19 protein-coding genes are annotated in these 23,389 nt (G+C 61.5%); 13 read left to right on the plus strand and 6 right to left on the minus strand.

The window, feature by feature from the left end; all coding sequences use genetic code 11:
- The first annotated feature begins 154 nt into the window (after positions 1–154).
- The 11 genes from NX773_RS14330 (at position 155) to NX773_RS14380 (ending at position 13,170) form a co-directional block, all read left to right on the plus strand.
- Positions 155–571 carry a cupin domain-containing protein gene (locus tag NX773_RS14330; protein WP_258856994.1) on the plus strand — a complete coding sequence of 139 codons (417 nt, stop codon included), beginning with the start codon at positions 155–157 and terminating at the stop codon, positions 569–571.
- An 82-nt stretch (positions 572–653) separates the two neighbouring features.
- Positions 654–1,610 carry an AraC family transcriptional regulator gene (locus tag NX773_RS14335; protein ID WP_258856995.1) on the plus strand — a complete coding sequence of 319 codons (957 nt, stop codon included), beginning with the start codon at positions 654–656 and terminating at the stop codon, positions 1,608–1,610.
- Between the two features lie 283 nt (positions 1,611–1,893).
- A complete protein-coding gene (locus tag NX773_RS14340) occupies positions 1,894–2,649 on the plus strand; it encodes an SDR family oxidoreductase (RefSeq protein WP_258856996.1) in 756 nt (251 codons plus the stop codon).
- Between the two features lie 62 nt (positions 2,650–2,711).
- Positions 2,712–3,740, plus strand: coding sequence for a hypothetical protein (locus NX773_RS14345; RefSeq protein WP_258856997.1), 1,029 nt, complete (start codon positions 2,712–2,714; stop codon positions 3,738–3,740).
- 376 nt (positions 3,741–4,116) lie between these two features.
- The gene (locus NX773_RS14350) at positions 4,117–5,283 is read left to right on the plus strand and encodes an efflux RND transporter periplasmic adaptor subunit (RefSeq protein WP_258856998.1); all 1,167 of its coding nucleotides are present in this window, start codon (positions 4,117–4,119) and stop codon (positions 5,281–5,283) included.
- 4 nt (positions 5,284–5,287) lie between these two features.
- Positions 5,288–8,470 carry an efflux RND transporter permease subunit gene (locus NX773_RS14355; protein WP_258856999.1) on the plus strand — a complete coding sequence of 1,061 codons (3,183 nt, stop codon included), beginning with the start codon at positions 5,288–5,290 and terminating at the stop codon, positions 8,468–8,470.
- Position 8,471: 1 nt separating this feature from the next.
- Positions 8,472–9,962, plus strand: a complete 1,491-nt coding sequence (locus NX773_RS14360; RefSeq protein WP_258857000.1) for an efflux transporter outer membrane subunit — start codon at positions 8,472–8,474, stop codon at positions 9,960–9,962.
- A gap of 462 nt (positions 9,963–10,424) precedes the next feature.
- Positions 10,425–11,060: a nitroreductase family protein gene (locus tag NX773_RS14365; RefSeq protein ID WP_258857001.1), complete on the plus strand. Its 636-nt coding sequence runs from the start codon at positions 10,425–10,427 to the stop codon at positions 11,058–11,060.
- Between the two features lie 179 nt (positions 11,061–11,239).
- The gene (locus tag NX773_RS14370) at positions 11,240–11,785 is read left to right on the plus strand and encodes a carboxymuconolactone decarboxylase family protein (RefSeq protein WP_258857002.1); all 546 of its coding nucleotides are present in this window, start codon (positions 11,240–11,242) and stop codon (positions 11,783–11,785) included.
- Between the two features lie 94 nt (positions 11,786–11,879).
- Positions 11,880–12,575, plus strand: a complete 696-nt coding sequence (locus NX773_RS14375; protein ID WP_258857003.1) for a glutathione S-transferase N-terminal domain-containing protein — start codon at positions 11,880–11,882, stop codon at positions 12,573–12,575.
- 58 nt (positions 12,576–12,633) lie between these two features.
- Complete coding sequence (locus NX773_RS14380) at positions 12,634–13,170, plus strand: peroxiredoxin-like family protein (protein ID WP_258857004.1); 537 nt, start codon at positions 12,634–12,636, stop codon at positions 13,168–13,170.
- A 53-nt stretch (positions 13,171–13,223) separates the two neighbouring features.
- Here the strand turns inward: NX773_RS14380 and NX773_RS14385 are convergent, their stop codons facing one another.
- The 6 genes from NX773_RS14385 to NX773_RS14410 form a co-directional block, all read right to left on the minus strand.
- On the minus strand, positions 13,224–14,294 hold the full coding sequence (locus NX773_RS14385; protein ID WP_258857005.1) for a hypothetical protein: 1,071 nt from the start codon (positions 14,292–14,294) through the stop codon (positions 13,224–13,226).
- Between the two features lie 61 nt (positions 14,295–14,355).
- Entirely contained in the window at positions 14,356–15,342 is a 987-nt protein-coding gene (locus NX773_RS14390; RefSeq protein ID WP_258857006.1) for a sensor domain-containing diguanylate cyclase, read from the minus strand.
- Positions 15,343–15,417: 75 nt separating this feature from the next.
- A complete protein-coding gene (locus NX773_RS14395; RefSeq protein ID WP_258857007.1) occupies positions 15,418–17,628 on the minus strand; it encodes a putative bifunctional diguanylate cyclase/phosphodiesterase in 2,211 nt (736 codons plus the stop codon).
- Entirely contained in the window at positions 17,625–18,347 is a 723-nt protein-coding gene (locus NX773_RS14400; RefSeq protein WP_258857008.1) for a cupin domain-containing protein, read from the minus strand. The genes NX773_RS14395 and NX773_RS14400 overlap by 4 nt, the downstream gene beginning before the upstream one ends.
- Before the next feature lie 88 nt (positions 18,348–18,435).
- Positions 18,436–18,774, minus strand: coding sequence for a hypothetical protein (locus tag NX773_RS14405; RefSeq protein ID WP_258857009.1), 339 nt, complete (start codon positions 18,772–18,774; stop codon positions 18,436–18,438).
- A gap of 73 nt (positions 18,775–18,847) precedes the next feature.
- The gene (locus NX773_RS14410) at positions 18,848–19,531 is read right to left on the minus strand and encodes a DUF7002 family protein (protein WP_258857010.1); all 684 of its coding nucleotides are present in this window, start codon (positions 19,529–19,531) and stop codon (positions 18,848–18,850) included.
- A gap of 241 nt (positions 19,532–19,772) precedes the next feature.
- Here NX773_RS14410 and NX773_RS14415 point away from each other — a divergent pair, with 241 nt between their 5' ends.
- A complete protein-coding gene (locus tag NX773_RS14415; RefSeq protein ID WP_258857011.1) occupies positions 19,773–20,732 on the plus strand; it encodes an AraC family transcriptional regulator in 960 nt (319 codons plus the stop codon).
- 140 nt (positions 20,733–20,872) lie between these two features.
- Positions 20,873–23,362: a sensor domain-containing protein gene (locus tag NX773_RS14420; protein ID WP_258857012.1), complete on the plus strand. Its 2,490-nt coding sequence runs from the start codon at positions 20,873–20,875 to the stop codon at positions 23,360–23,362.
- Positions 23,363–23,389: the final 27 nt, after the last annotated feature.

Raw genomic sequence — 23,389 nt, forward strand, 5'->3', positions numbered from 1 at the left:
GAATTTGCTCAGATAAGGGCAGCTGCGCTCTCCAGTCGAGCTGAATCTGCAGGCCCGAATCCATATCTTGGTACACACAAAAATGGGGAATCTTGGTCCTTTTATTCGCACCATCGGTCATGGAAAATGTAAAGCTCAAGAAGGGGAGAACCACATGATCATACGTCCGATTCTGACTGCAGCTTGCGCAACGGTTGCGATCTTCGCTAGCGCTTCCGCGTCAGCGCATGGGCCCGGTGCCAACGTAAAACCGAATTTTGAACAAACAATTCCCAATCTGCCGGGCAAATCACTGGTCGCCGTAGAAGTCGTTTATCCGCCGGGCGCTGGCTCGCCGCCTCACATGCACGCGAAGTCTGCCTTCATTTACGCCTACGTGGTATCGGGCGCGGTCGAGTCAAAGGTAAACGATGGTGAGGTGCACGTGTACCGCGCGGGCCAGAGCTGGTCCGAACCGCCCGGCGCGACCCATGCGGTAAGCCGGAACGCGAGCAAGACCCGGCCTGCAAAGCTGTTGGCGGTATTCGTCGTTGACAGCGACGACAAAGAGCTGACCAAGCCACTCAAATAAGCAGCATCTTGGGCGATGCTTTCCATAGAACTGGTATGTAAGCCCAATAAGATGCTTGAGCATTTCAAGTTCCGGAAGTCCTATGCAACAAGTCGACTGGCTGAGCCATTTCCTGCAACTGATCACCGTCACTGGCCGGCTGGAAGTCCGCTGCGCCTACGGGGCGCCATGGCGTGTGTCCTGGCCGCAGGCGGCGGCGCACGAGATTCCTTACCATGTCGTCCTTAACGGCCGGGCCGTCATCGAGGATCCGGAGACAAAGACCGCCACCGAGCTGGTGGGTGGCGACATCGTCCTGTTGCCCCACGGGGCTGCCCACGTGCTGCACGATGGCAGCGGACGCGCGCCGGCGCCAGCCCACGTGCGCCAGGCGTTGGCAGGATGGAGGCTAAGCGAGAATGATGGCCAGGGGGAGCATCTGGACATGTTGTGCGGGCGATTTTTCATCGGCTCGCCACATCATCGGCTGATCCGCAATTATCTTCCGACGAATCTCGTGGTGCGAGCCATGGACGGCCATGGTGAAGAGGATAGCGGGCCTGCCTCGAACCGCCTGGCCAATCTCGTGGGGCTGATGCGCACCGAGTCCGCCGGTGACAAATTGGGCGGTAACGCAATCCTCAACGCCCTGACGTCGGTGCTGTTCACGCTGGTACTGCGCGCGGCCAGTGAGTCCGACCAGGCCCCGGCAGGCTTGCTCGCGCTTTCCGGCCACCCACGCCTGGCTCCGGCCATTGCGGCGATGTTCGCCGACCCGGCGCGATCCTGGAGCCTGCCTGATCTGGCCGACTTGTGCAGCATGTCACGCGCCACCTTCGTGCGCCACTTTCAGGACAAGCTTGGACGCTCGGCCATCGAACTGCTGACCGATATCCGGATGAGCCGGGCCGCCAACGAGTTGAAGAAGCCGGCAATGACAACCGAGTCCGTGGCCGAGTCGGTTGGATATCAATCCGTGGCAGCCTTCCGGCGCGTGTTCACCGACAAGATGGGTATGACACCGGGTCAGTGGCGTCGGCAGGCGCGCGCAGGCGAGTAGTACACGCTTTTGCCGGGCGGCTGGGTGCGCGGGCTGGCACTGTGGCCTGGGCCAGCTGATCCTTCGCCCCGGCAATTGATGCCGCGCCCGGCGATATCTGCACCTGAATCTCAATCGCAAGCGGACGCTCGAGCCCTGCCACGCGTGGGCGATCGATGGCATCGGACGTCTTGATCTTCCTGGGCATTTTATTGAGCCAATGCAGTCTCGAAATTGGTTCGAGGAGGGCCTAAGGTAGAGGCACGTGACCGGGCGATAAAGGAGCCCGTCGGGAGACTGAACAATGAAGATAGTCGTGATCGGAGGCACCGGCCTGACCGGCGCCAAAACCGTTGCCATTCTGCGCCAGGGCGGCCACGAGGTGGTTGCGGCGTCGCCCAGGCGTGGTGTCGACACCATCACGGGAGTGGGGCTCAAAGAAGCCATGGCCGGCGCACAGGTGGTGATCGACCTTTCCAATCCGCCTTCCTATGATCGCGAGGCGGTATTGGGATTCTTCGAGATCTCCGGCAGGAACCTGTTCGCGCAAGAGGTCGCAGCGGGCGTCCGGCACCATGTGATGCTATCGATCGTCGGGGTCGACCGGGTGCCTGAACAGGACTATTTCCACGCCAAAGTCGCGCAGGAAGACCTGATCGAGGCGTCCGGTATTCCTTATACGATCATCCGCTCGACCCAGTTCCTGGAATTCCTCGGCACCATCGCCGATGCGAGCACGGCGGCAGGCCTGGTCCGGCTTGCACCCAGCCTGCTGCAGCCGATCGCCGCCGCCGACGTCGCTGCCATCGTTGCCGAACTGGCCCTCGGCAGTCCGCGAAACGGGGTCGTCGAAATTGCCGGCCCGGAGCGGGCGCCGTTCGAGGACATCGTTGCCCGCTATTTGAGGGCCGTCGGTGACACGCGCAAGGTCGTGACGGATCACGAAGCCCGATATTTCGGCGGGCGCCTCAAGGAAAAGTCACTTGTGCCATTGGGCCAGGCGCGTCTGGGCCACCTCGATCTCGAGGCGTGGTTGCAGCGCTCGCGGAAAGAAATTTGATCAGGCCATCGGTGGCCGCGCCAACCCTGCGCAATGAGCGGGCGGCGGGGCCGGAGGAAACAATGAAGAACGAAACCCTATTTGCAGGCAACAGCGGTCCCCTTCTTGAGAAACGCTTCGACTACCGGTCGCTGGCCCCGGCCGCGGCGGCTCTTTGTTATCCCTTCCTTCTCAAGGGGTTCCATACCGCCGTAGCCACGCCGGACGTAGCGCCTTCGTCCCTTGCGATCCTCGTCGCGGTGCTTGCCCTGGCCGTCGCGGTCGCCGTGCCGTTGCTCGGGCTCGCATTCGCCCTGCGCTTGAGCGCGAGTGCGGGAGCGAGGCGGCTGGCGTATGCCAGCATGACCGCGCCGACGCTCTACGTCTTCCTCGGCGTCGTCCAGGCCCTGGTCAACAGTCCCATTCCCGACGAAGCCGTATGGTGCCTGATCTGGATCACCATCGCGATCTGGTCGCAGCTCGCGCCGAATCGCGTCGTTGCGGCTGTACCTTCGGTGCGGCGCCTGCGCGTCGTACATGGGTTGACTGCCGCGATCCTGAGCCTGTACGTGTTGTTCCATGTCGCCAACCACCTGTTCGGGCTTGCTGGCGAAGATGCCCATGCGGCCGTGATGAAGATCGGGCGCCTCGTCTACCGTTCAGGCCTGGGGGAACCGCTGTTGGTGGCTGCCATGCTGTTCCAGGTCGGATCCGGCCTGCATCTCGCATGGCGCTGGAGCGCCGGACCGCAGGCCTTTCACCGGACATATCAGGTTGCCTCCGGCACCTACCTGTCGCTGTTTGTGCTCGGACACATGAACTCGGTCTTTATCTACGCGCGCAGCTTTCTCGGCATACCGACCGGCTGGGATTTCGCGATCGGTGCTCCGGCCGGGCTCATCCATGACGCCTGGAACATCAGGCTGCTGCCGCACTATGCGCTCGGCGTGTTCTTTGTACTGAGCCACATGGCGTCGGGCCTGCGGGTCGTGCTGATCGCCCACGGCACGGCCCAACGCACTGCCGACCGGCTTTGGGGCGCCGCCGTCGTGTTCGGCGCGATGGTCGCGGCCGCGGTCATGGCCGGGATGTGCGGCGTCAGGATCGGCTGAACGAACGCAAACCGATCGGTGAACAGGTGCCGGGTCCGTGGCCGTCGCCAGCGGCCCAAGGCTCTTGATCCTTTTGGGCATTTTATTGAGAAGAACCAGTCTCGAAATCGCTCGTGAGGCGGCCTAAAGTGGAGCCTCTGATACCTGATGAAAGAGTCACGCCATGGGCCGGAACACTACGGCAACAGGCCTGCGATCCTGAAGTTCGACCCGTCGTCCGTCCGCTGCCGCCGGTCTTGCCGGCCCTGTTTGAATCAATCGTCCGTCGTTTTGACAACGTGCCTGTGCGGCACGGTGGGCACCGTGTTGTTCGTGTCTTTCGGCAAATGGCGCTGGCCCGCCTTGTCTTGCTATTCACAACATCGAAGGAACAAGAATGAAAAGTCGATATCCCATCATGACGCGGGCCCGGCCGCTGGCCCTTGCATTGGGAGGGGCTGCCCTGGCAGCGGCGGCGCTGGCCGGGTGCAGCGATGCCACCGGGAAGGCCGCGCCTGCCGTAGCGGGAGCGCCGCCAGTCTCGGCGTCGGTAGTGGTCGAGAAGACTATCGCCGAAACGCAGGAATTTTCCGGTCGCCTCGAGGCAATCGACGTCGTCGCGATCCGTCCACGCGTCAGCGGCTACATCACTGCCGTGAACTTCAAGCCCGGCAGCGAAGTGAAGAACGGCGACGTTTTGTTCGAGATCGATCGCCGTCCGTTCCAGGCCGAGGCCGACCGCGCCACCGCGGTCTTTGACGCCGCGCGTGCCAAGGCAGAACTGGCACGCCTTGAACTGAACCGCGCCGAAAAATTGGTGGCCGACCAGGCGATCTCTCAACGCGAATATGACGAGCGCGCGGCCGCCTGGAAGGAGCTGGACGCCAGCGCACGTTCCGCAAGGGCGCAGGCCGAGGCGGCAAAACTGAACTTGTCCTATACCCGCGTGATCTCGCCGATTACCGGGCGTGTGTCCAAGGCCGAAATCACCTTGGGCAACCTGGTCGACTCGACGACCGTGTTGACCTCGCTGGTGTCGCAGGACCGCATCTACGCCGGTTTCGACGGCGACGAGAGCACCTACCTGCGCCTGGCCGAGCGCGCACACGGCGGCAAGCCTGTGGTGGTGCGCGCGGGCCTGGCCAACGAGGACGGCTTCCCGCACGAGGGCAAGCTGGAATTCGTCGACAACCAGCTCGACACCCGCACCGGCAGCGTGCGCATGCGCGCCGTGTTCGCCAACAAAGATCGCGACATGGCCCCCGGCTTGTTCGCGCGTGTGCAGATCCGCGGCGACCAACGCGAGGAATTGCTCATTACCGACCGTGCCGTCGGCACCGACCAGAGCCACAAGTTTGTATTCGTGGTCGGCCCGCAGGGCAAGGCGCAATACCGCGAAGTGACGCTCGGGCCCATTGTCGACGGCCTGCGTGTGGTTCGCCATGGCCTGAAGCCGGGCGAGACGATCATCGTCAACGGTTTGCAGCGCGTGAAGCCCGGTGTCCCGGTCACGGTCCAGAACGTGCCGATGCTGGCCAGCGCCGCCACAAGCAAGAAGGAATAAGCGCATGAATTTCTCACGCTTTTTCGTCGACAGGCCGATTTTCGCGGCCGTGCTGTCGGTGCTGGTGTTCGTGGCCGGCCTCATTGCGATCTTCCTGCTGCCGATTTCGGAGTATCCCAACGTGCAGCCGCCATCGGTGGTGGTGCGCGCCCAGTACCCGGGCGCCAACCCCAAGGTGATCGCGGAAACCGTGGCCACCCCGCTGGAGCAGGAAATCAACGGGGTCGAGAACATGCTGTACATGACTTCGCAGAGCACCTCCGACGGCGCGCTGCTGCTGACGGTGACCTTCAAGATCGGCACCAATGTCGAGCAGGCGGAAACCCTGGTCCAGAACCGTGTGCAGCGCGCGCTGCCGCGATTGCCGGAGGAGGTACGCCAGCTCGGCGTTACCACGCTCAAGACGTCGCCTACCCTGACGATGGTGGTGAACCTGATCTCGCCGGACAACCGCTATGACGACCTGTACTTGCGCAACTATGCGATCCTGAATATCAGGGATCAGCTGGCCCGTCTTCCAGGCATGGGCGAGGTGACAATGTTCGGTTCGGGCGACTACGCGATGCGGGTCTGGCTCGACCCGCAGAAGGTCGCCGCGCGCAACCTCACGGCGAGCGATATCGTCGCCGCGATCCGGGAGCAGAACGTCCAGGTCGCGGCGGGCGTGGTAGGGCAGGGCCCGTCCAGGGATGCCGACTTCCAGCTCACCGTCAACACGCAGGGACGCCTGAAGACCGTCGAGGAATTCGGCAACATCATCGTCAAGACGAATGCGGACGGCGCGACCACGCTGCTCAAGGATGTCGCGCGTCTTGAGCTGGGTTCGAATTCGTACGCGCTGCATTCGCTGCTCAATAACAGATCGGCCGTCGCCCTGCCGATCAGGGAGGCGCCCAACGCCAATTCGCTGCAGCTCTCAAGCGACGTACGCGCAACGATGGAGCGCCTGTCGAAAGATTTCCCGGAAGGTGTCGAATACAGAATCGCATACGACCCGACCCAATTCGTGCGAGAGTCGATCAAATCGGTGGTCCATACGCTGGTCGAAGCGATCGTGCTGGTGGCGATCGTGGTGATCGTGTTCCTGCAAACCTGGCGCGCCTCGGTGATCTCGCTGTTGGCGGTGCCGGTGTCGGTGGTGGGAACGTTCGCCGTGATGCTGCTGTCCGGCTTTTCGATCAACACGCTGTCGCTGTTCGGCCTGGTGCTGGCGATCGGCATCGTGGTCGATGACGCCATCGTGGTGGTCGAAAACGTCGAGCGCAACATCGCCAACGGCCTGCCTGCGCGCGAGGCGACGATCCAGGCGATGAAGGAAGTCAGTGGGCCGATCATCGCCATCGCGCTGGTGCTGTGCGCCGTATTCGTGCCGATCGCCTTCGTCTCGGGCCTCACCGGCCAGTTCTACCGCCAGTTCGCACTGACCATCGCGATGTCGACCGTGATCTCGGCCTTCAGCTCGCTGACCCTGGCGCCAGCCCTGTCTGCTGCGCTGTTGCAGCCCCATGGTGCGCCCAGGGACCGCCTGACCCGGCTCATGGACACGCTCTTCGGCCGCTTCTTCGCCGCATTCAATGGCATCTTCGGCCGCGCTTCGCGCCGTTATGAGAGCGGGGTGCAGGGTGTATTGCGGCGCAAGAGCGCAGCCCTGGGCGTCTATCTGCTGCTCGCGGTGGCCGGCATCTTCATGTTCAAGGCGGTGCCGCCAGGATTTGTGCCGAGCCAGGACAAGGGCTACCTGATCGGGTTTGCCCAGCTGCCCGATGCGGCCTCGCTGGACCGGACGGATGCGGTGATCCGCAACATGTCTGCGATCGCCAAGGACATCCCGGGCGTGGAGAACTCGGTCGCCTTCCCTGGCCTGTCGATCAACGGCTTTACCAATGCGCCCAATGCCGGCATCGTGTTCACCACTCTCAAGCCGGCCGACCAGAGGCACGGCAAGGAGCAGAGCGCCGAGGCGATCGCCGCCGAGATCAACAAGCGCATGAAGGCGGTCCAGGATGCCTTCATGCTGGTGTTGCCGCCGCCGCCGGTCAGCGGCCTGAGCACCACCGGCGGCTTCAAGATGATGATCGAAGACCGAGGCAACCTCGGCTACGACGAGCTGTACCAGGCCGTCAAGGCGATGCAGGAAAAGGCGTCCAAAAACCCGCAGCTCAAGGGGGTGTTCACGAGCTACCAGATCAACGTGCCGCAGCTGTTCGCGGACATCGATCGCGTGCGGGCCAAGCAGCTGGGCGTGCCGCTGGCCGAGATCAACCAGACACTGCAGGTCAACCTTGGTTCGGTGTACGTGAACGACTTCAACCAGTTCGGGCGTACCTACCAGGTGCGGGTGCAGGCGGACGCCCAGTTCCGTTCGCAGCGTGAACAGATCGAGCAGCTCAAGGTCCGCAACGACAAGGGCGAGATGATCCCGCTGTCGTCGCTGATGAAGGTGAAGGACACCTACGGCCCGGACCGCGTCCAGCGCTACAACAACTACCTCGCCGCCGAACTGAACGGCGGCCCGGCTCCGGGCGTGTCGTCCGGCCAGGCCCAGGTGATCATCGAGCAGATCGCCAGGCAGACCCTGCCAAAAGGGATCGGCTACGAATGGACCGAGCTGACCTACCAGGACAAATTGGCCGGCAACACCATGCTGTACGTGTTCCCGCTGTGCGTGCTGCTGGTGTTCCTGGTGCTGGCGGCCCAGTACGAAAGCTGGACCCTGCCGCTGGCGGTGATCCTGCTCGTGCCGATGTCGATCCTGTGCGCGCTGATCGGCGTGAAGCTCGGCGGCGGCGACAACAACATCTTCACCCAGATCGCGCTGTTCGTGCTGGTCGGCCTGGCGTCGAAGAACGCCATCCTGATCGTGGAGTTCGCGCTCGAGCTCGAGCAGCAGGGCCGCAGCATCGTCGCCGCGGCGCTGGAAGCCTGCCGCCTGCGCCTGCGCCCGATCCTGATGACGTCGATCGCGTTCATCATGGGCGTGGTGCCGCTGGTGTTTTCCCACGGCGCAGGCGCCGAGATGCGTCACGCGATGGGCGTGGCGGTGTTCTCCGGCATGCTGGGCGTGACCTTCTTCGGCCTGTTCCTCACGCCTGTGTTCTATGTTCTGCTGCGCACGCTTGCGCAACGCCTGGGCCGCAAGACCCCGGCAGTCGCTTCGGCCGCCGCCAAAATGGAAGGAGCCCAGTGACATGAAAGCGCGGATATCAAAAGGCGTGGCTCCCCTCGTGGCGGCGCTTGTGCTGACGGCATGCGGCTCACCTGTGCTCAAGCAGCCGGCGATCGAGAAGCCGGCCGCATTCAAGGAATCGCAGCGCGCCTCCGACGAAGTCAGGATGGCCGCGGACGGCAGCCGCTGGAAGCAGGGACATCCGGCGGAGCAGCAGCCGCGCGGGCAATGGTGGCTGGCGTTTAACGATCCGGCGCTGACGGCGCTGATCGGCGAGGCAACCCGCGGCAATGCCAACCTGGCGGTGGCCGCGGCGCGCGTCAAGCAGGCGCGCGCGCTCGCCGGGATCGCGGGCGCCGAGCGCGTGCCGCAAGTTGGCGTGAATGTGGACGCCCAGCGTGGCCGGCTCGCGCCGCTGCAGGCCGGCCAGCCGCAGGACGCGCCGGTTGCAGCGCAAACCAGCTACCGCGCCAACCTGGGCGCAAGCTACGAGGTGGACCTGTTCGGCCGCGTGTCGTCGAACGTGGCCGCTGCGCGTGGCGACGCGGCGGCATCGGAAGCCAATTACCGTTCGGTGCTGCTGTCGCTGCAGGCCGACGTCGCGCAACAGTACTTCCGCCTGCGCGCCACCGATGCCGAGCTGGACACCGTCGAGCGCGCCGTGCGCCTGCGCGAAGAAAACGTCAAGGTGAACCAGCGTCGCTTCGAGCTGGGGGACATCGGCGAATTCGACCTGTCGCGCGCCAGGACGGAACTGGCAACCACCCGTGCCGACGCCACCGGGCTACGGCGCCAGCGCGCGACGGCAGAGCATGCGCTCGCGGTTTTGCTGGGCAAGCCGGCAGCCGTTTTCTCGGCCGGTCCGAGCCCGCTGCTCGACGCGACGCGGATGCCGTCCATTCCGGCAGGCCTGCCGTCGTCGCTGCTCGAGCGCAGGCCCGACATCGTGGCCGCGCAGCGCGCGATGGAAGCGGCCAATGCACGGGTGGGCGTGGCGCGCGCCGCGATGTTTCCGGCCCTGACACTGAATGCCGCGGGCGGTGGCGTGGGCGACACCTTCGCCAACGTGTTCGAGTGGAGCAGCCGCTCGTGGATGCTGGGGGCGCTGCTGGCGACCCCTTTGATCGACGGTGGCCGTAACAAGGCCAATGTCGCGCGCAGCGAAGCGGCGTTGGAGGAATCCGTTGCGGCCTACCGCCAGAGTGTTCTCGTGGCGTTCGCCGAGGTCGAAGACAATCTGGCGGGCTTGCGCGTCCTGGCCGGCCAGACCGCCGAGATTGACCAGGCCGTTGTTTCGGCGCGCCGGACGGCGCATCTGGCGCAGAAGCTGTACGAGGGCGGCCGTTCAAGCTATCTGGAGCTGCTCGATGCGCAGCGCAACCTGGCTGCGGTCGAGCGCAGCGCGGTGCAGTTGCGCGGCAACCGGGCGGCCACGACAGTGGCACTGATCCGGGCGCTTGGCGGAGGCTGGGACGCGCCGGCCACCGGCGAGAACGCCCAGGCGAAAAACTGAACTGCCCGTTTGGATTGAGGTCGCCCCTTTGCGGCGGTCCGCGTATGCGGCCGCCGTTTTCATTTCTGACTGCGCCATGTATGCGTGGCGTGGAACTTGGGATGGCCTGTGTCGCTGTTTGATCTTCCTGGGCAGCTTATTGAGCCAATGCAGTCTCGAAACTGGCATCGCGCAGGCCTAAAGTACAGGCTCCTGACCACCTGATGAAAGTGCCGCACCATGAGCCATCTCGCATTTTTCCCGTTTGCTCCGGGCACCGGCGCCACCACTGATATCGGGGGGGCACGGCAAGACCGCAGGTGGCCGTATCGCGAAGACGTTCGCCGCGTTTTGCCGCCTTGCCCGTGCCTCCTGAACAGCGCTGCTTGATGTCGAAGCCGAGCTGGCATTGGCGGCCTGTGTGATCCCAGGAGAACCGATTCGCTGCCACCTCAACCTGCCCTGTCACCCCGAGGAATAACCATGACCAACGCAAATACCAAGACCAACGCCGTCATCGAATGCATTTTGAGCCGCAGCGCCGCCAAGTACTACGACCGTGCCGCCACCTTGAGCGACGATCAAATCCGCGAGCTCGTACAAATCGGCACCACCGCGCCGACATCGTTCCACTTGCAGAACTGGCGCTTCATCGCGGTGCGCACGCCTGAAGCCAAGGCCCGGCTCAGTCCGATCGCCTGGAATCAGCCTGCAATCAAGGATGCAGCCGTCACTTTCATCATCTGCGGCCAGTTGGTCGATACCAGCGTCATTCCGGACCGCCTGGCTCCGGTGGTTGAAGCAGGCATCATGCCGGCGGCCGTGGTGCCGGAATGGGAAAACCCCGCGCGCGAGCTGTACATGGCATTTCCGCAGCGCCGCCGCGACGAGGCAGTGCGCACCGCTACGTTCGGCGCCGCAACAATGATCTATGCGGCTCGCGCGCTGGGCCTGGGCTCGACGCCGATGATCGGTTTCGATGCCGACGCAGTACACCGCGAGTTCGGACTTGCGCAGGACGAAGTGCCGGTCCTGCTGTTGTCTGTCGGCGCGGAGCGCCCGGGGAACTGGCCGCAGAAGCCGCGCCGCCCGCTGGCCGAGGTGCTGGATCTGATATAGGGGCATCGGCGTTCGGCGTTCGTGCCGGACGACCACGCAGCCTTCCAGTGGGACGGCAAGGTGCTCCCACTTCAAGGTCTGATCCGCTTCGGTCTGGAACCCGGGCATGAAGCAAGCAGAGGGAGGGGGCCACATGGACCTTTCCCGATGAATGAAACGCGTAACTTACGGAGATTATGATGGCAAGAACGGTAGCTCTCACGCCGGAACAGGTGCCGGCCGCTTCGAAATCGACTCTCGATGCGTTCACCAGGAACATCGGATTCACCCCCAGCATGATGGCGAGCTTCGCCCAGAGCCCGATCGCGTTCAACGCCTGGGCAACCCTGCTCGGCTCGTTGAGCAAGGCGCTCGACGTGAAGACGCGGGACAGCATCGGCCTCGCCGTGTCGGAGGTAAATGGCTGCAACTACTGCCTGGCGGTTCATAGCTTCACGGCCGAACACATGGCCAAGATGCCGGCCGATGAAATTATTCTCGCCCGCAAGGGCCATGCCAGCGACCTGAAGCGCTCCGCCGCGGTCCAGTTCGCACGCAAAGTGATCGAGACCCGCGGCAACGTCGCGGACGCCGACCTGAAAGCCGTCCAGGACGCTGGCTACACGGACGCGAACATCATGGAGATTGTCGCGCTGGTTGCCATGTACTCGCTGACGAACTTTTTCAACAACGTGTTCGATCCGGAGAAGGACTTCCCGGCCGTTGCGCCGGCTGGCTCGATCTGACCTCGCTGCAGCGCCAGGGCAGGCACCACCCGGGAGAAAGCCTGGGAAGGCGTCCTGGCCCTGCAAGTGAACCCACAAATCCTGGAGTAAGCAAGTGGCACTCGATCATCCCATTTTTACGCGCTGGCCGGCGCAGCACCCCGATCGCCTTCAACTTTTTTCGCTGCCCACGCCCAACGGGGTGAAGGTCGGCATCATGCTCGAGGAGACAGGCCTGGCCTACGAAGCACACCGAATCGACATCACGGCCAACGAGAGCCATGATCCGGCCTTCCTCGCGCTCAACCCCAATGGCAAGATCCCCGCGATCTACGATCACGCCGGGCCCGGCGGCCGGCCTCTGGCGTTGTTTGAATCAGGCGCGATCCTGATCTATCTCGCCGAAAAGACGGGGCGGTTCCTGTCGACCGATCCAGCCACCCGGTACGAAACAATCCAGTGGCTGATGTGGCAGATGGGCGGTGTCGGACCGATGTTCGGCCAGGTCGGCTTCTTCAACAAATTCGCCGGCAAAGCCTATGAGGACAAACGCCCGCTGTACCGCTACGTGACCGAAGCGGCCCGGCTGCTCGGTGTGCTCGACGAACGGCTCGCCGGCCGCGATTGGGTGATGGGAGCGGACTACAGCATCGCCGATATCTCGCTGCTTGGCTGGGTGCGCAACCTGATCGGCTTTTACGAAGCGCGCCAGCTTGTCGCCTTCGACAGCCTGATGCATGTTCCGGCCTGGCTCGAGCGTGGACTCGCGCGTCCTGCGGTGCAGCGCGGTCTGCAAGTAACGGCGGCCTAGCCCTGGCCGGAAAACGGAAGGGCCCGACAAATTGAGATTGAGCTAGTACGGAGAAAAAATGTTACTGCCCCGGCAATTGGTTCCCGAACTTCGTGTTCCGACGCTTTCGCATGGCGAGTTCAATCTTGCCGATGATGCGCCGGAGCGTTTCACGTTGATATGCTTTTACCGCGGCCTTCATTGCCCGATCTGTCTGAAGTATCTGCGCGACCTCGAGGCCCTCGTTCCCGAGTTCGAGGGCCGTGGCACGAAAGTGATCGCCATCAGTTCGGACACTGCCGAGCGGGCCCAGGAGATGGCGCGGAAGGTCGGTGCCGGCAACTTGCGATTCGGGCACTCTCTGCCATTGCCGGTCGCCCGCAAGTGGGGGCTCTACATGTCGACGTCGCGTGGAAAATCTTCGATCAACATCGAAGAGCCGGCGCTGTTTTCGGAGCCTGGCGTGTTTCTCGTACGGCCGGATGGCACCTTGTATTACGGCGCGGTTCAGACCATGCCGTTCGCTCGCCCGGTGTTCTCGGAATTGCTTCAGGCGATAGATTTCGCCATCACCAAAGAGTATCCCGCGCGCGGCGAGTATGATGGTCCGCTTTGAACGCCTACGCGCTGGGCGGAGAGGCAGGCATGCCTGCTACCGCTTTCCTTCTTTTAGCCTGCCTCGGCCGCTTCCGGTTCTGACGTGAATCCGATCGGCATGTGGCCGCCAAGCCCGCTTTCCTGCAGCAGTGCCTGACGATTTCTGTGCGCCAGCATGCCGGCGCCTAATGACGGCACCCTGCGCGTGTCGGTATCGTAGTTCAGCGCAGTGCGAACACGTTCGAATTGTTCATCGCGCAAACTCGCGTTGCGCGTTGAGACGGACATTTGCGCCAGGCGCACTGGATCGATGTCCCGGCTGAACCGCGCAAAGCCGCGATAGCGGAATTGTTCATCAACCAGGCGATCGCTATGCCGTATCAGCGCGTCCATGATTTCGTGCACCACGCTGGCCTGGGTTAACTCGTGTAATACGATCGTCATCGGCAAGTGATCGAATCCCTGGCGGGCCCGGGGTGACGAGCTTTCAGCGAAGGCAAGGTCGACGACAAGATTGCCATTGCGGTGGATCGCAACATCGTCGATCCTGATGTCGCGGCCGTTGAAGCGAACGCCATGTAACCACGTTTCCAGAAGTGGCTGGTTCGCGGAACCGGATTCGCGCATGACAAGTGAAGGAAAGCGTGCCATCAGTGGAAGGTCAAGGTGAGTACTGAACGGTGTGCCGGTTCGGCCGGCATCCAGGTCGTGAATGGTCAGCAGTTCCCTTACCTCATGCTCGCAAGCCTTCTTTATTGCCAGGAACGCCGTCTGTATTACTTCCGAGGTCGGGATATAGGTGTCGATACGCCACCGGCGGCCGTAGACGATGCGCCGATTGCCGGCGTCACCCTTACGTTTGAAGTTGTCGTGGCCGACGGAACCAGCTTGCAGGTACAAACCGAAATCATCTTCCCCGCAAAACAGCAGGATATCGTCGACCGCTTCGATATCGTTCAAGACGGCAGAGATGCTTTCTACCGTTTGCTCATACTGCAGGTAGTGCTGGGGGATGCAAGATTTGCCGTTCGTCAGCTCGACCCGGGGCGCCAGCGGCATCGGCGTCTCGCCGGGGTTGATCAGAGCCAGCGCGCCGGAGACGGTGCCGCCTGGGTAGATTTGATGAATGTTCATGGCGTCCATGTCGGTATCAGACAAACTGGTAATCCCAGGCAGAAGGTGCCATGCTAAATCTTGCGTCGCGTCAAGAAGTCCGGTTTGTTGACGCGGGAGTCCTGAATAGTGCGCGCTTGTCGGAATACATCAGGGTATCTCCGTCGAGCAGCATTCGGCCAATATCCGCAGCTTCCAGACCGTCAGTATCCACGTGGCCGACGCTGAATCGGAGCTGGTAGCCGCGCCTTCCTCGTTCGTCCTGCGATTTGAGGATTGTCCGCAGGCGTTGTATGGCGGCGCCGGTGTCAGACGGGCTTGAGTCGAGCAGCAGGACGGCAAACTCATCGCCGCCCAGCCGTCCAATGATGTCTGTACTGCGAAAGGTCAGTTTCAGCGCGCCCGCGAAGTTTCGCAAAGCAAGATCGCCTTCAGCGTGCCCGAACGTGTCGTTAATGACCTTGAAGCCGTTCAGGTCGAAAAATAGCAAGGAAGCCGGGCGCTGCATGCGCCTGCACGCATTCAGTCCGTTCTGGGCCAGCTTTTCGAACCCGCGGCGGTTCACCAGCCCCGTGAGCCCGTCGACGATGGCCCAATGCATTGCCGTCAGCTCATGTTCGACCGTCGCCGCCAGGTCTTTCATGAGCATGATGTCTTCCTGCGTCATGTTCCTGGGGACGTCGTCGACCAGGCAAAGGGTTCCCAGCCGGCAGCCGTTGATCACCAGCGGGCACCCGGCATAGAACCTGACGTGGGGGGCCCCGAGGACGAAAGGATTGTCCGCAAACCGGCCATCTGCGAGCGTGTCAGGGACGATCATGACGTCGTCACTTTTTATTGTTTCGGAACAGAACGAATGCTCACGTGGTATCGGCGCCTTTTGTTCTCCCGTGCACGCGACGGTGTAGATCATTTCTCGCGCGACAAGCGTCACCTTGGCTACCGGCACATCGAAGAGGCGCTTGGCCAGGCGCGTAAGCCGGTCGAAGCGCTCGTCGGGATTCGCGCTGAACAGATTCAGGGCTCGTAGCGCACCCCATTGAATCGATGTCTCTTCAAAGGCGGTATGCGAGTTCATGCTCATATCTAAAGGAAGTGCGGCCAGGGCACACCGGTGAATGTTGAGACCATTCACATCGATATGCCGCGGCATTCAATTCAACGCGTTACATTCAGCGAATACTTTTCGTGCCCGAAGCATTCCCGAGAACTCGTCCGCAGGAACCGCCTGACTGAAATAGAAGCCTTGTATCTGGTCACAGCCGCTCTCACGCAGCAGCTGCACCTGCTCTGCGGTCTCGACACCCTCGGCGATTACCTTCAGTTGCAGGCTGTGCCCCATCCCGATGATCGCCTTTGCGATGGCCGCGTCGCCGGGGTTGGTCGTAATGTCGGTGACAAACGCGCGGTCGATTTTCACCGAGCTGAAGGGAAAACGTTTCAGGTATGCCAGCGAAGAGTAGCCGGTGCCGAAGTCGTCCAATGACAAATGCAACCCGGCCTCACGAAGCGAACGCATGGTCTCCTCTGCTGCAGCAGGGTCTTGCATCACCAGCGTCTCCGTCAGCTCCAGCTCGATATGCTCCGGGACCAGGTTGTAGGACATGAGTCCGGCCTGAACGTCTTTGAATACATCGCTTCCCTTGAATTGCATGGCCGAGATATTGATGGCCACCGGGACGACTGGAATTCCTTGGGCCCGCCATGCTGCCTGCTGGGCGCAAACAGTATCGATGACCCATTTTCCGATCGGGACAATCAAACCTGTTTCTTCCGCCAGCGGTATGAAGCGCCCAGGAGAAATCATCCCTTTTTCCGGATGAATCCAGCGTATCAGGGCTTCAGCGGCCACCATTTCTCCGGATTGCACATCGACCTTCGGCTGGTAGTGCATGACGAACTGTCCGGTTCCGATGGCAGAGCGCATCAGGCCCTCCAGCTCAAGCTGGGCACGCACATGTGCGTTCAGTTCGGGCGAGTAGAAACAAGCCCGTTCTCCACTCCGCCTGGCGTGCTTCAGTGCCGCTTCTGCGTTGCGAAATACCACTTCGCTTTCTTCGCCGTCAGCGGGGCATGTCGCGCACCCCATGCGCGCCGATAGCTGCAGCGTGTGGCCCTCAAGCTGTATCGGTTCCTCGATCATCCCAGTGACGTGGTCTATCAGCAGGGTCAAATCGGCATTGTCGGAATACAGGTCGGCGATAGCGAAACTGTCGCCAATGACCCGGGCGATGCTGGCCTGTTCGGGCAAGCCGGCACGCAAGCGCTGAGCGATAATTTCCAGCACCTGGTCGCCTGCCGTGCGGCCCCATACTTCGTTGACGTGCTTGAAATGCCCGAGGTTTACGACCAGTACGTAGACCCCACGCGCCCGGTTAGAGGCCGCGCCGATAACCTCGGTCAGCCGGTCGAGGAACAGCGGGAAATTCGGCAGACCTGTCAGCACATCGTAGTAATACAGGTAGTTCGCCCTGTCTTGTTGCTCGAAGTTTCGCAACGCAAACGACAGGTCCTGGCTCAGTTCGGATAAGAGCGGCACGTCAATGTCGTCCAGCAGTCCTTCGTCGGCAAATAGTGCGATCATGCCTTCGACCCTGTCCCAGGGTTTGAGCGGCACGATGGCCAAGCCCCCAAAGCGGCGCGTGGATCCCACCATGCCGCCTGGGCCAGCAACGTCAACCAGCGAACTCGGATAATGGATTTGGACTGCGCCCGAGTCCATGCTCTGTTGTATCACGCCGCCATGAGCGAGCAACTTGGCGAAGGCCGCAAGGTCGTCATGCGAAAGCCCGTTGCTCGCAACGAGTGCAAGGTTTTCATCCTTGTCACGCATTCCGATCAGTACTGCGCCATATCCGCCATGTTCGACTGCGATGCGCGCGGTTTCCTTGAACAGGACAGCGCGATCGCGCAGCCGCGCAATGGCCGAGTTCGTTCCGCTTAGCATTGCGAGAGACCGGTTCAGCTTCGCGTTTTTCTTTTGTTGCCGTTCGAGTTCCCGGATATAGCATGCGAGTTTTGAAATCCGTCCGGAGAGGTGGTTGCGCAGCCGCGCCGCCAGCACGGGCACGGGCGTTGCATCCGAAAAGTAGTCAACTGCGCCGGCTTCCAGTGCCTTTAGCTCCTGCTCCATATTGTGTTGCCTCGCGATCAGGACTGTGGGCACCCGAAAATCTTGGGACGGCGCGATATTTTCCCTGTCCACACCAATGACAACCAGGGCGACGCGTTCTTCGTTTCCTTCCGCTGCGATACCTGTCGTGGCGTCTGCCTGGATCAGCTCGTGCGTAGCGCCGAAGGCAGCCTGGATGGCTTCCAGACTGGCCGTTGATAAATTGCGGTGAACGATCACAGGCAGGCTCATTTGGTGTTGTCCTTTTCTGAATTTACCTGGGCGCGCGGTGATCCAGCGACCGACAGGGCGGCAAACCGCCGTGTCCAGTCTTGCAGCGACAGGACCGATCGGCGTATCAGTGCGACAATGACCTGCTTGATGGTGGTCGAGGCCAGCACATCGGCGCAAACCTGACGTGAAATCAGCTCGGTCAGCGCGAGCTGCAATTTGAGCTCCAGTCCGTCGTCTTTCGAAAACTGTTCGACGATTGGCACGCGTAGCGTATCGAAGAGGTCGGTCGAATTGCCGTATAGGCTGCGGAATATGCCGCACAACATGAAAGCAGTGGTCTCTGTACGATCACGATCTCGCGATAGTTTTGCTGATCCGGGCGCTGACGGGCGTGCCGGCCCCAGTTCGAACCTGAACGGGCAGTGGGGCGGAACGATGATCAGCGTTTGCGATCCAATCTCGGCTGGCTGCTCGTTTGACGTGTACAGCCATCCATGCCCCTGCCTGATGTAGTGAAAGCTTGGCGTGTCGAGCCCGTCAAGGTCGAGTGCGAATCCTGGCCCGACGACGCATTCTGAGAGCGCAATCACCTGGACATCCATTGTGCTGACCAGGCGATCGAGATCCGCAACAACCAGCCAGGAAGGGGCAGGTGTGACGACCTGGCTAATGGCGACGCGTGGCGTAAAACCACACAGAGCCACTGGCGGAATCGTATCTCCTTCGTTTGCATGCATGGCTCGTCGCTTTCAGCAGTTGCCGTCGGATACAGTGCAAGGCGAGCCGCGGCGTCGAACGACGCAGCCCGCCTTGCCGAGATCGGATTCAGAGTTTGCTGACGATGAGATTGCACGTTTGGTCATGCATGTCGCGCAAATCCTTCGGCGCCTTGGAAAAGCTCATCTTGCGGTCCATGACAATGCGTGCGTCATGCAGCGACCTGGAGGTCGGATTGTCCCAGTTGTTACCGAGCAGACCCTTCATGATCACGGTCGCGTGCTTTTCCGCCTCCGCGTCGCTCAGGGATTTGCCCAGCAGTTCGGCGCCTCGCTTGAGGGACTCGCCATGAATCGTGACGAAGCAACCGAGCATCGCATCGCGCGCTTCGACTGGGGTAACCGCGGCGCCCGAGTTGACTTTTTCCAGCATTTTTTTTACGTGCATGATCTTTCCTTTCGGTGTGATAGATCGGGTTTAACAGGACTGCTCGTATTTGCTTACTTGGTGTTGAGTCGTTTCATTCGTTGCTCGCCACTCGCGCTTGCGTGGCGATGTGGCGCTCGGTGAGCGCCTCACTGGCATCCCAATACACGCTCCCAATAACGAATCGCGCGATGTCCGGGATCTGTCCGGTAATTGCTAGTTCTGCCGGCCACAAGCTGCCGCGGCGAGAAATGCCGGGAACCTGTTCGCTATCCCATCCGCTTTCGACCCATTTTTCATAGGGGACGAAAGTGGAAAGGTTCCTGGGTGCCGCGCTGCGCATCGCGTGGCCCGAATTGATTGGGCTGACGCTTGCCAAAGGAGCATATTCGTCCAGCATGCGGCGCACATCTATCGCCAGCACGACCTGCTTCTGGTTCTTGCAAGCGGCGCGGTGGCAGTTGAGACTATCCAGGTCCAGCCAGAAAAACACCTTTGAATTCAGCAGTTCGAACCAATCTTCAGGGGTAACGCCCGAGCGCAGCGCTCGCTCAATCGACTTTCGCTGCATGGTGCTTTGATCTCTGATGAACGCACCAAAATCCAAATGCATTTCCTCAGGCCGATGCTGGCGAAGCATTGAGCGGTTCACGTTCGTAGAAAGTTCTACCAACCTCTGCGTACTGAGCAAACCATGGGCTTGAATCGACTTCAGGTTGCGGATATCGACCAGGTGGTATGCAATCCTTATCTCGCGCTTTGATGCCACGTCGTGCATTTGCTCTCGTCACTGTGAATCTTGGTATGGGTGAATGTTAAAGACTCCCATGGCTCTAAAATCCGTGAAATGTGCTCGATCGTCCTAATCTAGGGGTGGCTCCGCAAAATCCATCCGGCTTCTGGCATCATTTCGATATACCGATTGTGACTTTGGCGGCCCGAGCGAGACAGTGCGCAGGGCGCCTGGCGGCGGTCGTAATGAAAACGGAAGACAGTGCCAACCAAGGAGTTCTTTTTCAATGAAGTCCGTCTCTCGAATTTCGGGTCCCGATTTGAACCGCTTGATTGCGGTGCTGGACGTTCAAGTAGTTGGCTTGTCGGAATGTCTGGTCAGCCCAGGCTACAACCTGGTGCTGGGAGGACATGAGTTCCCCGGCATTCATTACGTGCTCGAGGGAACAGGTTGGATGTATGTTCGAAATGACCCGCCAGTGAAGGTCGAGCCTCATACGCTGGTCATTCTGCCCCCGAATTGCCCGTTCCGCCTGGAAGTGATCAATGACGGCGGGCAGCCAGGTTCAACGGCAGCGATAAATGGGGCAGACAATATGAAGCTGGTCGACTCGATACGTCGCTTCACGGCAGGTAATGCTGGGCCTCAAACGGTGATGATATGCGGCTTCTTCAAGACGCTGTATGGCTCGTCGATGGACCTGTTCGAGACGCTCTCCGCCCCGATCATCGAGAACTTTTGTGCAGGCGACCAGCTCGACGCCAAGCTGAAGATTGCAATGGCTGAACTGATGTCGCAGGAAATCGGTTCCGGCGCAATGACCGGTGCGCTGCTCAAGCAGGTTATTGTGGCGCTAGTGCGCAAGTCGCTCAGTTCAATGAAGGTCTGGGTTGAACGCTTTTCCATGTTGAGCGACCCCCAGATCGCCCATGCTTTTGCGGATATGGTCGCCCAACCCGGCAAGGCCCATACCGTTCACACGCTGGCAGAGACAGCCTGCCTGAGCAGGTCGGCGTTCATGGTGAGGTTCAATAATGCCATTGGGCGTTCGCCGATGATGGTGCTTCGGGATTTGCGGATGCGTCTGGCGGCGACCGATTTGGCAGCCGGGAGTTTGTCCATGGATCATGTAATTCGCAACTCCGGATATGCCAGCCGTAGCAGTTTCGCTCGGGCTTTCAAGGAGGCGTACGGGGTGGATCCGTCCAGTTATCGCGAATCAACTCTGGCAAGCAAGGGCGCCTGAAAGCGGAGCGGGCGCGGTTCAAGGAAACATGTCCGCGTCACTGTTCATCCCTGCCATCTGTACTAGAATGTCCGCGATGACTTGACGGACCACGGCGCGCCCTCGCGATATGCATGTCGCGTCTGGCAACAGGGGATAGCATGGAGTACCGCGTCGAAGCGGGGTTGTATCGGACGGCGTTCGCGCGTGCCACGATGCCGCTGATGGTTTTCGACCTGGACACCGGCTTTTGTGTTCAGGCGAACAGCGCCGCGGATCAGGCGTACGGCTACCGCGCGAACGAGTGGAACGCCGTGTCGCTTTTCCACATCTACGACGCCGAGTGGCACCCGGCCCTAAAGGAAGAACTGCGCGGCTCCGGTGCCGCGCAGCCAGGGCCGCCGGATATCGTCAAACACTGGCGGCGCGATGGCAGCATCTTCTGGGCTGCGGCGTCGCTGACGCTCCTGGGTGAAGGGCAGCGCCGGCAAGTGATGTTGTGCGTGCAGGACGTAACGCCACAGCAAGAGATGCTGGTCGAGTTATCCGTCATTCGAGAGCATTGCTGGCTGGCGCAGGAGCTGAGCGGAGCGGGGCACTGTGTCTTTGAACTGAAGCGGGGGCGACAGACCTGGTCCAGGCAGCAGTGCCGCAATTTCGGATTGCAGCCCGGCACCATACCGAATGATCTGGACGGGGCCATCAAGGTCCTGATCGGATGCGTCCATGAGCTCGACCGGGAACGCGCCGCAGCAGCGATCCATGCTTGCATTGACGACGGTGTGCTATTCGACACCGAATGGATGCTGCGCTGGCCGGATGGCAGCGAGCGCATCGTTCGCGTCGAGGGGAGTCGCAAGGACAATGCCGACGGAACTCCCTACGCCTTCGTGTGCGCCAGCTTCGACCTGACCGATAAGCGGCGCACGGAAGAAAACCTGCGCCTGGCCCGCGCTGATTTGTCGCTTGCGCAGCGCATTGCCCGGGTCGGCACCTGGGTTGTCGACTTTACCACCGGCACTGCAATCACCACTTCCGAGGAGATGCACAAGGTGTTCGGTTTCAGCGAGTCCGAGGTTCCGCTCGCGTTCCTGAACTCACGCATTCATCCGGACGATCTCCCTGTGGTCGAGACCGCTCGCAGTTATTGCCTCGCGCATCCAGGCACGGGCTATTCCGTGCAATTCCGTGTCCTGCCTCGTCCCGGCGAGATGTACTACGTGGAAAGCCAGGCCGAGGTTCAGACGGATGCGTCGGGCAGGGCCGTCCGGATGGTCGGCTACACCCGCGACATCACCGAAGCCAAGTTGGCGGAACAGCAGATCCAGAGGTTGGCCTACCAGGACGAGGTCACCGGCCTGCCGAACCGCGTGGCGCTGCGCCGCCATCTGGAGCGTGCAACGCTGATCGACTCCCCGGGCTTTGCGCCACTGGCGCTCATATTGATCGACGTCGCGCGCTTCCGCGACATCGGCCTGACGCTTGGCCACAACAATGCCGACGTTCTGTTGAAGGACGTCTCGGTGCGCATCGCCGGTGCGATAGGGGCGAGTGCCTACGTGGCGCGCATTGGCGGCTCCCAGTTCGCGGCAGTCCTGTCGCACGAGCATGCCTATGAATCGAAGGACTGTGCGCGCACGATGTTGAGGGCGTTCGAAGCGCCTTTCCAGGTGGCGGGCATCCAGTACGACATCAACGTGCATATCGGCATCGCCCTGTGTCCCGGGGACGCCTCGGATCCGGTCGACTTGATGCGCAAGGCCGATGTCGCGGTGTTCCAGGCGCGTCGGATTGGCACCGACATACTGGGATATGCCGCGGCGGACGATCCCTACAAGTCGGATCGCCTTGCACTGCTGGGCGAATTCCGCAAGGCGATACAGGACGGGCAGATCGAGTTATATTGCCAGCCGAAAGTCGAGATGCGGACCAACGCGGTGATCGGGGCCGAGGCGCTGGTCCGCTGGCGCCATCCGCGTTTGGGCATGATCTCGCCCTCGCTGTTCGTGCCGCTGGTGGAGGACACGGAGCTGATCCACGTACTGACCCGCCACATGTTGCAGGCCTCGGTGCGCCAGTGTTTCAATTGGCAACGCGAGGGTGTCTATATCCCGATGGCAGTCAACATTTCGCCCCGAAACCTCCTGTCGCACGACCTGGTGCCGAACCTCGAAACGCTGCTGCACACCTGGGGCGGGAGCCCTGACTGGCTGGGCCTGGAAATCACCGAAAGCAGCCTGATCACGGATCCGGACGAGTCGATTGCGAAAATCGCCGCGCTCAGCCGCATGGGCTTTCGCTTGTTCATTGACGATTTCGGCACCGGATATTCTTCGCTCGGCTATCTCACCAGGATGCCGGTTGACGTCATCAAGGTCGACCACGGGTTCACCATGCGCATGCTTGAGGACACGCGCTCTGCGGCGATCGTCAAGTCCACCATCGAGTTAGCGCACAACCTGGGGATGTCGGTGGTGGCAGAGGGCACGTCGACCAAAGAGATCTGGGATGTGCTGACCGAGTATGGCTGCGACGAAGCCCAAGGCTATTATGTGGCCGAGCCGTTTCCCGCAGCCGAGTTTGGCGCCTGGCTCAAGGTGACCGGGCGCTGCACGCGTGCGCATCTGCTGGCCCAATCTGCAGCGGGCTGAAGGTTCGGGGCCAGCAGTCGTAGCAAG

Source organism: Massilia solisilvae (assembly GCF_024753215.1).
Classification (GTDB): Bacteria; Pseudomonadota; Gammaproteobacteria; order Burkholderiales; family Burkholderiaceae_D; genus Telluria; species Telluria solisilvae.